Source organism: Pelatocladus sp. (assembly GCF_059505505.1).
The window spans coordinates 30,509-43,570 of record NZ_JCACKS010000223.1 but is presented as its reverse complement, the minus strand read 5'-3'; the positions used below and the strand labels follow the sequence as shown (position 1 = coordinate 43,570).

Genomic DNA, 13,062 nt, shown 5'->3' with positions numbered 1-13,062 from the left:
AAATTCAATAAACGACCACCCAAATTCAATAAACAACTACCCGAATTCAATAAACAACTACCCAAATTCAATAAACAACTACCCAAATTCAATAAACGACCACCCGAATTCAATAAACGACCACCCGAATTCAATGGGATTTAAGAAGAAATTCGACTTGTGTGTACACGGTAGGTTTACGGGGAGGGAACTAAATCTTCCCCCCGTGAACGGGGGGATTGAGCAGGGTGGTTTCATACAAGCAGAGAAAAATTAAAATCTTCTTTTAAAGCCTCTCCCCTTAATAACTGCGGTGTACACACAAGTTGAAACTGTATCCCGCCTAGAACTAAAGTTCCAGGCTCATAGCGAAAGTCCACTCAAGTGGACTGGAACAAACTTTTTTTGAGTCCTCTGAAGAGGACTTGCGCTATGAGACTCGGAATTTATTCCGAGGCGGTACAGATGCGCTTAATAAGGGGAGAGGTTTGGAGAGGGGTAAAAATCTATGCTTCAAAACGATAAATACAGACTTCCATATTTTTCTTTTTTCGTATGAAACCACCCTGCGTGAACGGGGGGATTGAGGGGGGTTCATTCGACTTTTGCAAGAGGTCTAATCTACAACTAAACCATCCTGAACCCGAATAGTCCTTTTTGTTTGCGCTGCAACATCTGGTTCGTGGGTGACAATCACAATCGTGATTCCTTGGTCATTTAATTCTGTCAATAATTCCATGACTTCTTCAGAAGTTTTAGTGTCTAATGCTCCGGTTGGCTCATCTGCTAAAACTAAAGCGGGTCGATTTACTAAAGCACGCGCGATCGCCACTCGTTGTTGTTGTCCTCCAGAAAGTTGGCTGGGACGGTTGAAGATCCGGTCTTCTAAACCGACTCTAGTCAAAGCTGCGATCGCTTTTTGACGACGTTTTGACTTTGGTATATTAGCGTAAACCATCGGCAGCATAACGTTGTCTAACGCCGTTGCTCGTGACAATAAATTAAATTGTTGGAAGACAAAACCAATCCGTTGATTGCGAATATATGCTAATTCGTCATCACCAAAGGTTGTCAAATTTCTGCCTTCCAAAACATATTGTCCGCTTGTAGGGCGATCCAGACAGCCGATAATATTCATCAACGTCGATTTCCCAGAGCCAGACATACCCATAATAGCGACGTATTCCCCTTCCTCAATAGCCAGATTAATTCCCTTGAGTACTGGCACATGCACATCCCCAAGTTGGTAAGCTTTGGTAATAGATTCCATCCAAATCATTTTTTTATCGTTGTTTGTTAGTGGTTAGGCAAAATTAAATTCATTCGTGAAGTTCAGGGAATAAGGAACAGGGAACTGTTAACAGCTTGAAGAATGTGTAATTAATTTTGTTTAGGTAATTAATAGGGACTTTAGGTTCAGAACTCGAAACTTCAAGCTTGAAACTAAAACATTCAGGTTCAGAACTCCATCAATCCGAAAAGCTGTTTCCTTAATTTCGATAGAGACAAATTCGTAAAAACAAGAAACTTCTCACCTGAAACGAGAAACTTCTCACTTGAAATGAGAAAAATCTCACTTAAAACAAGAAACTTCTCACTTAAAACAAGAAACTTCTCACTTAAAACAAGAAACTTCCCACCTGAAACAAGAAACTTCTCACTTAAAACAAGAAACTTCTCACCTGAAACAAGAAACTTCTCACTTAAAACAAGAAACTTCCCACCTGAAACAAGAAACTTCTCACTTAAAACAAGAAACTTCTCACCTGAAACAAGAAACTTCTCACCTGAAACAAGAAACTTCTCACCTGAAACAAGAAACTTCTCACTTGAAACGAGAAACTTCTCAGTTAAAACTCCAACAAGGGATCGCACTCCGCTTCCCTGTGCGTTCCAAAAAACCACCCAAAACTTCAATCCCCAATCCCCTCACTAATCACTCCTCAAAGCAGCAATCGGATCTAACTTAGCAGCGTTGCGTGCTGGTATGACTCCGGCTAATAACCCAACTGTAAACGAGAGTCCAAAACCAGCGATGATTGATAAAGGAGAGACAACAAAAGGAAACTTAAAAATAGCAGCAGCAGCAGCAGCAATGATCACACCTCCTGCAATTCCAATACCTCCTCCGAAAGCAGATATAACGATCGCTTCCGTTAAAAATTGGTTGAGGATAGCAGAATTGGTTGCGCCTAGTGCTTTGCGAATCCCAATTTCTCGTGTGCGTTCAACCACGGAAACGAGCATAATATTTGCAATTCCAATCCCTCCAACGAATAAAGAAATACCAGCGATCGCTACTATCATGACAGTGAATAAACCCACAACGTTAGTAAAGGTGTTAGCGATATCAGCTTGGTTGGTAATTCTAAAATCATCTGTTTGTGGTGGAAAAATGTTGTGGCGCAGACGCAAAATGTTAGTTACTTGAAACTGAGCTGCTTCTAGTTGCTGTTCGTTACTGGCTTTAAGTAAAATCCCATTTACAGAAACACCATTTAAGGCGTTGTTGCCAACAAGTCTTGCTGACATACTGGTCAAAGGAATAAAAATTTGATCATCCCGATCCATTGGCCCTTGAGAACCTTTAGGTTCCATCACCCCAATCACTTCATAAGCTTCTCCTTGAATACGGATTCTTTCACCGATGGGATCGACACCTTCGCCAAATAGCGTTCTTTGAACTGTGGGGCCTAAAATAGCAACTTGCTTGGCGGTATTTAGTTCGTCTTGGTTAAAAAATCTCCCTGATTGCGGGTGAGTGTTTCTGACATCTGGATAGTTCAAATCTGTGCCATAAATTGTCGTGGATGTGTTCTGTCCTGCGTAGACAACTTGTGCGCTGCGTTGTAAATAAGCAGAAACAATTTGAGCTGATGGTGCTTGTTGAGCGATCGCTTTTGCATCTTCCCAAGTTAAAGTACTGCTAGAACCCAGCCCTTGACGAACATTTCCACTTCTCGCAGAACCAGCAAAAACTTGCAGAATATCTGTACCTAAAGCCTGAATTTGTTGTTCAGTAGCCTTTTGTACACCCTGACCCACAGAAGTAATGGCAATTACTGAGGAAATTCCAATAATAACGCCCAGCATGGTTAATCCTGTGCGTAATTTGTTACTCCACAGAGCTTCTGCTGCCATTGACAAGATTTCTGTCATTGGCAATTGATAAGCACTTTTACCCTTATTAAAAGCCTTAAACATGCTTGTTATATTTAATACTGATTGAAAATACAAACCCAAGGAGATCTAAAACCCCATTTTCCCTGTTCCCCTCTCCCCGTTCCCTTTTAATTCTTTACATCGGCGGAGGACTTCCACCACCACTATTTCTGCTGCCACTATTTCTACCACCACCAGGCATCCCCGGAAACATTCCTCTAGGTGTTGATTGGGGTCGTGAACCCGGTGGGAAACTCAGTAACACCCTCTCATTACCTTTCAAGCCAGATTTAACTTCAGTAAAGTTATTGACAGTCACACCAGTTTGAATGGGAGTAAACTTAGGTTTGTTATCTGCTCCAGTCACAAATACACCTGTAGCATTTTGTTGTCGTACCACAGCAGCAGTCGGTACAACCACTGCATTTTGTAATTGACCGACTTGAAACTCTGTTTCTACATTCATTCCAGACCGCAATAAATTTTGCGAGTCTGAGGTAATATTTATTTTCACTTCAAAACTAGTAACATTTTGCTCTACTGTGGCTTGAGCAGCAATTTGACTAACTCGACCCTCAAAAGTTTTACCTGGATAAGCATCTGCTGTAATTGTGACTTTTTGACCAAGACGGATTTGAGCAATATTAGTCTCAGCTATATTTGCGACAACCTGGTTAGTAGAAGCCAAGGACAAAATTGAAGAAGATACTGCTGAGGAAACAGAACTGGCTGAAGTTGTAGGAGTTACAAAAGCACCAGGGTCAGCATATTTTTTAGTGACAACAGCATCAAAAGGTGATTTGATAATCGTGTCATTAATTTGGGCTTGAATATTTTGCAGCGAACCACGAGCAGAAGTGACTGCGGCACGGGAAGCTTTAATATCTTCTTGGCGTGAACCTGCTTTTAATAATGCTAAAGCTTCTTGTCTTTGCTTTACCACAGCTTGTAATTGCTGAATATCTTCGGGACGCGATCCCGCTTTTTGCAATGCTAAAGCCTGTTGGGTTTCATTGACTTGGGCTTGGGCGCTGTCGCGATCTGCACGTTTTTGATTTACAGTTTGCAGAGAAATAGCCCCATCATTGTAGAGTTCCTGATTGCGGCGCAGATCATCGTCTGCCTTACTCAAAGTAGCTTGAGCCTGTTTTAAGCGTGCCTCTGCTTGGGCAATATCTTGAGTGCGATTTCCTGCTTCGGCTTTACGTAGATTTGCTAGTGCTTCATCTAGTTGCGCTTGTGATTGGCCAATATCCTGGGGACGATTTCCTGCTTCTGCCTTTTGTAGATTTGCCTGGGCTTGTGCCAGTTGTCCTTGGGCTTGGATGAGTTGTCCTTGAAGATTTGAGTCATCCATGTAAGCAAGTATTTGCTCCTGTTTGACTGTATCTCCTTCCTGAACTAAAAGTTTTTTCAGTATGCCTGAGTTTTTAGGACTGATGTTGATTAACCGTTCCGGTTTTACGGTACCATTGGCAGAAACCTTTATTGGTAAAGTTTGCCTTTCTACAGGAAGTGTTAAAGTTTTGCTTCTAGCTTCCTGAGTGGGAACAACAACTAGTTGGCGATAGACGAGGAAACTAATAGCACCTATTAGTAAGAGAATGGCTAGCCACGGAAACCAAGTAATTTTGACTCTTTTTTTGATATTTGGCAGCGAAGGTAAGGAATCTACAGTGTTAGATGTATTAGAAGCCATTTCTATTATTTTTTGTGTAAAAAGAAGAGGGAATGGGAAATGGGGAACAGGGAACAGGGATATAGAAAAACAATATGTAATTAATTCTGTCTAAGTACTTATTCTTGTTTACTAGCAATTGGGAAACGGTTCAAGGGTAAATCAAGAAGGGAAAAGGTGAAGGGTTAAGGGATAAAGGTTTTAAATTTTAGATCTATCTCCTTTTTCCTATTTCCCTTTACACTTCCCTCGTTGTTTCCCCTTGGCCCGGCTTCTGCAAGAAGGATAATAAACATATCGTATAAATTACTTTCAGCAATTACATGGTGCAAAGGTCACAAACTGGTACGTGACCAAAGTCATGGATGGGGATAAGGGGATTGGGGATTGGGAAGAGACTTATTAAATAATTCTCCCCACACTCCCCTCCCTGCTTCCTTGTCCCCCGTGTCCTCCTTGTTCCTCTTCAAGGGAATGGGCTTAACCCAGATTTCTGTGAACAAGTATTTTTATTTCGCTGACAAGTATTTGATACTCGACGACGAGTATTTGATACTCGCTGACGAGTGTTTGATACTCGACGACGAGTGTTTGATACTCGACGACGAGTGTTTGATACTCGGCATTGTTTGTCTTTTCCCCGTTCCCCGTTCCCTTTCTTTGTAAACTTTTCTTGCACACACACGAGCGGAGATCGTTTAAGCTATCTGAAAGATTCATTCATCGTGGCGGAGAGGCGGTAGTGTGCCTAAACGAATTGGTTTAATTTCTCTGATTGTTGTCTGTAGTTTGTGGAGTATGCCTAAAGCTGCTCATGCACAGGCATTAATACCCCATACATTGCAACTCGATACAGCCAAATTGGAACAGCAAGGGTTGGGTTTAGCACAAGAAGCAGCACAACTAGCACAGTTTCAACAATACGAAATGGCTATGCCTAGAGCGCGGCTAGCATCTCAATTAGCTCCTAAAAGTGATAAAGTTTGGTTTCTCTTAGGCGGTTTATATTTACAAACCAAAGAATTAGATCCTGCGATCGCTGCTTTAAAAAAAGCTCAGTCTCTGAATCCCAAAAATGGTGATGTTCTGTTCGCTTTGGGTTCAGCCAACTTTCAACAAAAAAAATACGATGTTGCTGTTGACTATTTCCAGCAGGGTCTAAAGTTAAAACCCAATGATCCAGAGGGGTTATTTGATTTGGGTAATGCCTACTATATGCAGCGTCGATACCCAGATGCGATCGCCCAGTATAATCAAGCAGTCTCTCAAGATAAAAAATTCTGGCCTGCAATTAATAATATTGGTTTAATTAAGTACGAACAAGGTGATGTGGCAGGGGCGCTCCAGCAATGGCAATCTGCTGTCACAATTGAAAAGCAAGCCGCAGAACCTTTATTGGCTCTGGCTGTGGCACTATACAATAAAGGCGAACGGCAAAAAGGTCTCGCGATGGGTGAAACAGCACTCCGTATTGATGACCGTTATGGTGATATAGATTTTCTCAAAGAAAACCTCTGGGGCGATCGCTTACTTGCGGATACCAAAAAATTCTTAGAATTGCCCCGCATTCAAGCAGCCTTACAGCAAAGAGGGGAAAACACAACTCCCCCACCACAGCCGATGCAGTAGAGATTGGGGATTAGGGATTGGGGATGGATGGGGAAGAGACTTGTTAAATAATTCCCCCCACACTCCCCACACTCCCTTGTTCCCCTTCTCTTATCCTTGGTGCGATGGGATGTTTTTTATTTGGAAGTCCGTTGCCACTTGCTCAAAAGTGCTATCTAGTAGTACATATATATTAAACAGAAAAAAACGGTTGCCCATTTAGTCTATTGGGCTACCGTTTTAGTTCAAGGGGTGTATCATTACGAATTATCTTTAGGTAGCAGTGCGATGATCTGGTCAACAAAAAGTTGATGATCAACAACAGGCTTAGAGATGTAACCATCAGCGCCGCTTTGCTTGAGAAAATTTTCGCGATCGCCCTCCATTGCGTGTGCTGTCACGAGAATAATCGGTAAAGTGGCAGTTTGCGGATCGGATTTTAGCAGTTGTGTAATTTTTATTCCATCAACGGACTTACCTTGATAAACACTTCTTGATAGAGAAACATCCATTAAAATAATGTCTGCCTCTCCCGCTTGGGCAATTCTCATTACCTCTTCCACATTTTCGGTATGTTTGACTTCCAGTCCACCGCGTTTGGTCAAAATTTTAGAAAAAACGCGAGCATTAATCAGATCGTCTTCGACAATCAAAACAGTTTTCATGAGAATTTGACTTTTAGGGGTGAGGGGATAACAGAAATTTTATATTTTGGATTTTGGATTTTGGATGATTAAATTGGATTAGTAGTTCATCCACATTTACGGTGAATTCCTTTTCACCAATCTAAAAGCTCCAAGCCCCTTTGATGCGAGGAGTTAAGTAATTTTGAATTCTGGACGTTGATTTTGGATTAAGTCTCACGCTACTTGTACGCAAGGCATGACCCGAACATCTAAAATCTAAAAGCTAAAATCAATAGTCAATCCAAAATAGTATGTGTCTCCTTCTGAGTAATCAATGTGTATCCCGGATATCAAGGATAATACTACTGCTTTTAATCGTATAACTATCAAGATTTTGTAATGATGAGCATTACATCCGCTATGCTGTGGTTGCTGTAATGTTCAGTAACGGCATATTTTGTGTAGTGAAAACTTAGGAACAAACTCATGGCAAAACAGTTAAACCTTCTCTCTACGGGACAGGTCATCACCACGGCCTTGCATACCGAAATGCAACGGTCTTACCTTGAATATGCCATGAGTGTGATAGTCGGGCGAGCATTACCAGATGTGCGTGATGGTTTAAAACCAGTGCATCGACGGATTTTATACGCGATGCATGAACTTGGTCTGACACCTGATCGCCCTTATCGGAAATGCGCTCGTGTTGTGGGGGACGTCTTAGGTAAATATCACCCCCACGGGGATCAAGCTGTTTATGATGCTTTGGTGAGGTTGGTACAAGAATTTACCAGCCGCTATCCCTTACTGGCAGGACATGGTAACTTCGGCAGTGTAGATAATGACCCAGCAGCAGCGATGCGCTACACAGAAACGCGCCTCGCATCAATTAGCCACGAAGGGATGCTAACCGAAATTGGCGAAGAAACGGTGGAATTTGCTGGTAACTTCGATAATTCTCAGCAAGAGCCTACGGTGCTACCAGCACAGTTACCGTTTTTGTTGCTTAATGGTTGTGCTGGTATTGCTGTGGGTATGGCAACAAATATCCCACCGCATAATTTAGGGGAAGTAGTGGATGGGTTAATTGCTTTAATTGATAACCCTGATTTGTCGGATAACAAGTTATTTGAGTTAATTCCTGGGCCTGATTTTCCGACAGGTGGGGAAATTGTTGGTAATACAGGAATCCGCGAGGCTTACACCACAGGTAAAGGCGGTATTTTGCTGCGGGGAGTGGTACAGATTGAGGAAGTCGTTGGCGGGCGGGGAAACAAACGGCGAACAGCAATTGTGGTGACAGAATTACCTTTTCAGGTTAACAAAGCAGGTTGGATTGAAAAAGTTGCAGACCTGGTAAATCAAGGCCGCTTGCAGGGAATTTCTGATATCCGTGATGAAAGCGATCGCGAGGGGATGCGTGTAGTCATAGAACTCAAACGCGATACCAACCCCCAAGAACTTCTCCAGCAACTCTATCACCAAACCGCTTTGCAAACGACTTTTGGGGCAATTTTATTGGCTTTGGTAGATGGACAGCCACGCCAGCTATCTTTACGCCAATTGTTGCAAGAGTTTTTACATTTCCGCGAACAAACGCTTTCACGTCGCTACACTTACGAGTTAACTAAAGCAGAAAATCGTTCGCATTTGTTAGAAGGTTTGTTGAAAGCCTTGTCTCGCCTTGATGAGGTAATTGAAATTTTACGACGATCACCTGATGGTAGTAGTGCGAAAATCAACTTGCAAAGTCGCTTAGATTTGACTGAGGTACAAGCAGATGCGATTTTAGCAATGCCACTCAGACGCCTGACAAGCTTGGAACAACAGAATTTACAGAAAGAATATGAGCAGTTACAAGAGGAAATTACGACGTTACGAAAATTGCTGAGTGATCGTCGGGAATTACTCAAAAGCCTGAAAAAAGACTTGCGTACCCAGAAGCGCAAATATAGTGATGAACGTCGCACCAAAATCATAAGTGTGAGTGAGCTACGCCAAAAAGACACGGAAACACGGGGACGTCGAGATAAGGCGACAGAGGAAGAAAATCTCAAATTTAGTGTCCAAAGTCTCAAACCTGAACAACCTGTCGAAGAAGTGATTTTAGAATTGACGCAACGGGGATATGTGCGTCGCATTCAGCCGAATGGGAAAAAGTCGAAGCTTGATAACGGTATGGCTGATAATGACTTTGTGATGCAAACAGCTTTGACTGATACAGATAAAGATTTGTTGGTACTAACTAGCAATGGCAAAGTTTATCCAGTGAAAATAGGAGATATTCCTCCAACTACTGGGCGATCGCCACGGGGAACACCATTAATCACCTTGCTAACGAATACTGCTCAAGAAGCTTCTGAAGCTGTCGTTAGCCGCTTTTTGCTCCCGGAAAAGCCGGAAGACGGCGAAATGATTCTGTTAACGAAGCAAGGAAGAATTAAACGCCTATCTTTAACAGAATTTACTAGTTTGACGCGTCGCGGCATTACTATTTTGAAGCTCAAAGATAATGATGAATTATTATTAACTCAATTCACCACTACAGGAAGACAAATCATTCTAGCTAGCTCTGGTGGAAGATTGTTGCGATTTAAAGTTAACGACGAACAGCTACCTATTATGGGTCGTACCGCGATGGGACTACAGGCTATGCGCCTACGTCAGCGAGAAAGTATGGTTGGTGGTGTAACTTTTAATACTGAAGAAAATATTTTGCTGGTAACGCAACTAGGATATGCTAAACGTCTGCCAACTAGTGGTTTGCGATTAGCTAATCGGGGTGATATTGGTACTCAAACTTTCAAATTTGCCAGTAAGACAGATTACTTAGCAGGTATGCTACTAGCCAAACCAGGATCTGAGGTGGCGTTAGTAACGAATCATCAAAGAGTGGTACGTCTACAAGTAGACACAGTAACAAATTTACCGAAAGATTCTACTGGTGAAAGTGTATTCCAACTCAACAGAGATGAAAAAATTATCACTGTTGCCGAGTTTGTTTAGAGTAGAGCTTTTGCAGAAGTTGGGAAAAGGGAAAGGGGACAAGGGGGACAAGGGAGCAGGGAGTGTGGGGAGTGTGGGGGGAATTATTTAACTAAGTCTCTTCCCAATCCCCGATCCAATCCCCAATCCCCAATCCCCATTACCCCTTATCCCCTCCAGGGGACCCCTACCTTTCCCAATTCCCGCTCCCCCATTTTATGTTTTGAATAAGTTATTACATCGATAGATACCATAAGTCAATGTAATAGAACTACTACTCATAAAAGTTGCATTTCTTAAAAGTGTTGTTATATTAGTTAACAAAGGCTAATAAACTTTTGTAAATTCAGTTTGGAGTGCTAGTCATGCAAGATACAACAAAAATCACATCTCCTGTAATCGAAGATCGTAACGCTTGGCGTTGGGGCTTTACTCCTCAAGCAGAAATTTGGAACGGTCGCTTGGCGATGATCGGCTTTTTAGCTGCTGCTCTGATTGAATTATTTTCTGGCCAAGGCTTTTTACACTTCTGGGGCATTATGTAAATTTTTAAGCCAGAAGTTTTTATAGGACATCACTAAATAGATAGATAAATTAAAACCTGGGATGAATTAGCACTCCCAGGTTTCTTATTTTTTGTCATTAGTTATTGGTCAATTGTCATTTCTACAAAGCTAATGACCAAGGACTGATAATTATCGGATATACTCTTTGAGAACGCTGTTACGGTTGGGGTGGCGTAATTTACGAAGTGCTTTGGCTTCAATTTGCCGAATACGTTCGCGGGTGACATTGAAAATTTGTCCAATTTCTTCGAGAGTCTTCATCCGACCATCGTCTAAACCATAGCGCAGTCGTAGAACATCCCGTTCACGAGGGCTGAGACTATCAAGAACTTTTTCTAAGTCTTCGCGTAGGAGGTTCTTAGAAACTTGGTCTTCTGGAGTTTCGCCATCGGATTCAATAAAATCACCGAGTCGGGAATCTTCTTCTTTACCAATGGGTGTTTCCAAAGAGATTGGTAGCTGGGCTGATTTAGCAATAAATCTCAGCTTCTCAATGGTCATCTCCATTCTTGTAGCAATTTCTTCCTCAGTAGGTTTACGGCCCATTTCTTGAGAAAGCAGCTTGGTAGTCTTTTTGATGCGAGAGATGGTTTCGTAGAGGTGGACAGGTAAGCGAATTGTCCGGGATTGGTCAGCGATCGCTCTGGTGATCGCCTGACGAATCCACCATGTAGCGTAGGTAGAAAACTTATAACCTTTTTCGTGGTCAAACTTTTCCGCAGCACGAATCAAACCGAGGCTACCTTCCTGAATCAAATCTTGGAAAGACAAACCACGATTCATGTACTTCTTGGCAATTGAAACTACAAGACGCAGGTTAGATTGTACCATTTTGTCTTTCGCCCGACGACCAACATGCAGGCGATGACGGAATTGTGGTAAGGGTATTTGTACTGCTTCTGCCCATTCGCTGTATTGAGGTTCGCGTTCCAACTGCTGTTGTAGGCGATCGCGAACTCGCTCTAATTCTAGTAAATCTGCAATCTTACGTGCCAATTCGATTTCTTCGTCAGCCCGAAGCAAGCGAATTCGCCCTATTTCTTGTAGGTAAAGACGAATCGAATCCTCGGTGTAGTGCTTTTTCTTGCTTTGTGACCGACGACGCGATTTTGCGGCTTTCCCAGACTTTGCGTCGTCCTCATCAGACTGAGGTTCTAAAAATTCTTCATCAAGCTCGCCATCATCATTGATCAGCAAGTCCTCTTCGTCTCCCAACAAGAGTTCTAACTCAAGTTCAGGCTGATTCATCTCAATTTCTAGGTCAGGCTGATAATCTATGGTATCGAGTACGTTGTTAGCCTGGTTCATGCCGCGTTCCTCATGCTCCTTGCAGAATCAATTACTCAAGATGTTCTTACCACTCTTAATTTAGTGAGCTATATTGCCTTTTGGATTAAGAGGGTTTTTAGCTAATTTGGCTGATAGATATGTTTGGAACTTTTACCTTTTGTTGAGACAACAGTGGTATAGCTCTTTAATACAAGTAGTAAATTCTAAACTCTGTATTTGTTTCTACCACACTAGTACTCCCAAAGGTAAATTTCCTCATTCTTAGTAAACTTTATATGTGTCGCAGGGCAACACAAGTGTTTACTGAACTGGTCTAAAAAAGACTCATGTTGCTAAAAAAATTTACCACTCCATACAAAAAAATTATGACTGTTGGAAGATTTTTTTTGAAAAGACTGTTCCGATTGTAGCCTGTTTCACAGAAATTGCACTCTCTTTATGTGGCATTAATGAACTAATTGAGTTAGGTAAAGCTAGGTAATGTAAAGCCTGTTTTACCAAAAAGATGTTGAAAATGACACCCATACACTGGAACTTTCTCTAAAACTTTTTGGAATTTTCGTACCATCATCATTACCTTAAAAATTCGGTAAACCTACTTGTATCAGATTCAATGCGTCATTGATAACATTTATAGAAACAGTAAACTTTTGGTTAATTCAATTTAAACGCTAAAGTGCATTCATTTTTACACTTCCTTCATAAATTACTAATTTGGGATTTACATTTGTCTTTTAGTAACAGCCACTCTCATGCTTGTTAGAGTAGACATGAGACCACAGACTCAATTCCCAATTTAGAGTCATGGCGCTTTCATAAAAGTACTCGACCTGTCGAGGAGCCAAATAACCTAACTGAGGAGTTGAGGCTAAGGCAGAATCAGCCGAAAGACCGAAGATTTCTAGATAGGGCTAATTCGATCTTAATCACAGGTTAGCGCATTATTAAAAATTCAACCCTTTGCAACTTGACAAACTCTTTTTATTGTATACACCGATATTTTAATCAATCCAGAAAAGATTTGACAGCAAGACTAACGATATTAGCTCACGGAGAACAAAATTGCATAGTATTAGTGCGAATTATACAGTCGTATATTCTCTGATGATAGGTATCAAAATTGAAACTGTGTCTTAGCATGGTGTTAAGTCAACCGTCAGCACAATAA

11 protein-coding genes are annotated in these 13,062 nt (G+C 41.6%); 4 read left to right on the top strand and 7 right to left on the bottom strand.

Going from position 1 to position 13,062, the window contains the following annotated elements; translation table 11 throughout:
- Positions 1-256: hypothetical protein (locus AC5JMK_RS20875; RefSeq protein WP_495910939.1), on the top strand; the 256-nt coding region annotated here is incomplete at its 5' end.
- A 339-nt stretch (positions 257-595) separates the two neighbouring features.
- Here the strand turns inward: AC5JMK_RS20875 and AC5JMK_RS20870 are convergent.
- The 5 genes from AC5JMK_RS20870 to AC5JMK_RS20850 form a co-directional block, all read right to left on the bottom strand.
- A complete protein-coding gene (locus AC5JMK_RS20870) occupies positions 596-1,258 on the bottom strand; it encodes an ABC transporter ATP-binding protein (protein WP_495910938.1) in 663 nt (220 codons plus the stop codon).
- Between the two features lie 111 nt (positions 1,259-1,369).
- The gene (locus AC5JMK_RS20865; RefSeq protein ID WP_495910940.1) at positions 1,370-1,474 is read right to left on the bottom strand and encodes a hypothetical protein; all 105 of its coding nucleotides are present in this window, start codon (positions 1,472-1,474) and stop codon (positions 1,370-1,372) included.
- Positions 1,438-1,854: a hypothetical protein gene (locus AC5JMK_RS20860; RefSeq protein ID WP_495910937.1), complete on the bottom strand. Its 417-nt coding sequence runs from the start codon at positions 1,852-1,854 to the stop codon at positions 1,438-1,440. Before AC5JMK_RS20860 ends, AC5JMK_RS20865 begins: the two co-directional genes overlap by 37 nt.
- 57 nt (positions 1,855-1,911) lie before the next feature.
- A complete protein-coding gene (locus tag AC5JMK_RS20855) occupies positions 1,912-3,183 on the bottom strand; it encodes an ABC transporter permease (RefSeq protein WP_495910936.1) in 1,272 nt (423 codons plus the stop codon).
- A 94-nt stretch (positions 3,184-3,277) separates the two neighbouring features.
- On the bottom strand, positions 3,278-4,840 hold the full coding sequence (locus tag AC5JMK_RS20850) for an HlyD family secretion protein (protein ID WP_096678564.1): 1,563 nt from the start codon (positions 4,838-4,840) through the stop codon (positions 3,278-3,280).
- A gap of 723 nt (positions 4,841-5,563) precedes the next feature.
- Between AC5JMK_RS20850 and AC5JMK_RS20845 the strand changes: the two genes are divergently transcribed.
- Positions 5,564-6,448: a tetratricopeptide repeat protein gene (locus AC5JMK_RS20845; protein WP_096678562.1), complete on the top strand. Its 885-nt coding sequence runs from the start codon at positions 5,564-5,566 to the stop codon at positions 6,446-6,448.
- A gap of 239 nt (positions 6,449-6,687) precedes the next feature.
- Here AC5JMK_RS20845 and AC5JMK_RS20840 read toward each other — a convergent pair whose 3' ends face one another.
- On the bottom strand, positions 6,688-7,092 hold the full coding sequence (locus tag AC5JMK_RS20840; protein ID WP_096678560.1) for a response regulator: 405 nt from the start codon (positions 7,090-7,092) through the stop codon (positions 6,688-6,690).
- Between the two features lie 447 nt (positions 7,093-7,539).
- Between AC5JMK_RS20840 and gyrA the strand changes: the two genes are divergently transcribed.
- Positions 7,540-10,059, top strand: a complete 2,520-nt coding sequence (gene gyrA / locus AC5JMK_RS20835) for a DNA gyrase subunit A (RefSeq protein ID WP_096678558.1) — start codon at positions 7,540-7,542, stop codon at positions 10,057-10,059.
- A 344-nt stretch (positions 10,060-10,403) separates the two neighbouring features.
- Positions 10,404-10,583, top strand: coding sequence for a CAB/ELIP/HLIP family chlorophyll-binding protein (locus tag AC5JMK_RS20830; RefSeq protein ID WP_096678556.1), 180 nt, complete (start codon positions 10,404-10,406; stop codon positions 10,581-10,583).
- Between the two features lie 150 nt (positions 10,584-10,733).
- Here AC5JMK_RS20830 and rpoD read toward each other — a convergent pair whose 3' ends face one another.
- Positions 10,734-11,912 carry an RNA polymerase sigma factor RpoD gene (gene rpoD / locus AC5JMK_RS20825; RefSeq protein ID WP_096678554.1) on the bottom strand — a complete coding sequence of 393 codons (1,179 nt, stop codon included), beginning with the start codon at positions 11,910-11,912 and terminating at the stop codon, positions 10,734-10,736.
- Positions 11,913-13,062 lie beyond the last annotated feature (1,150 nt).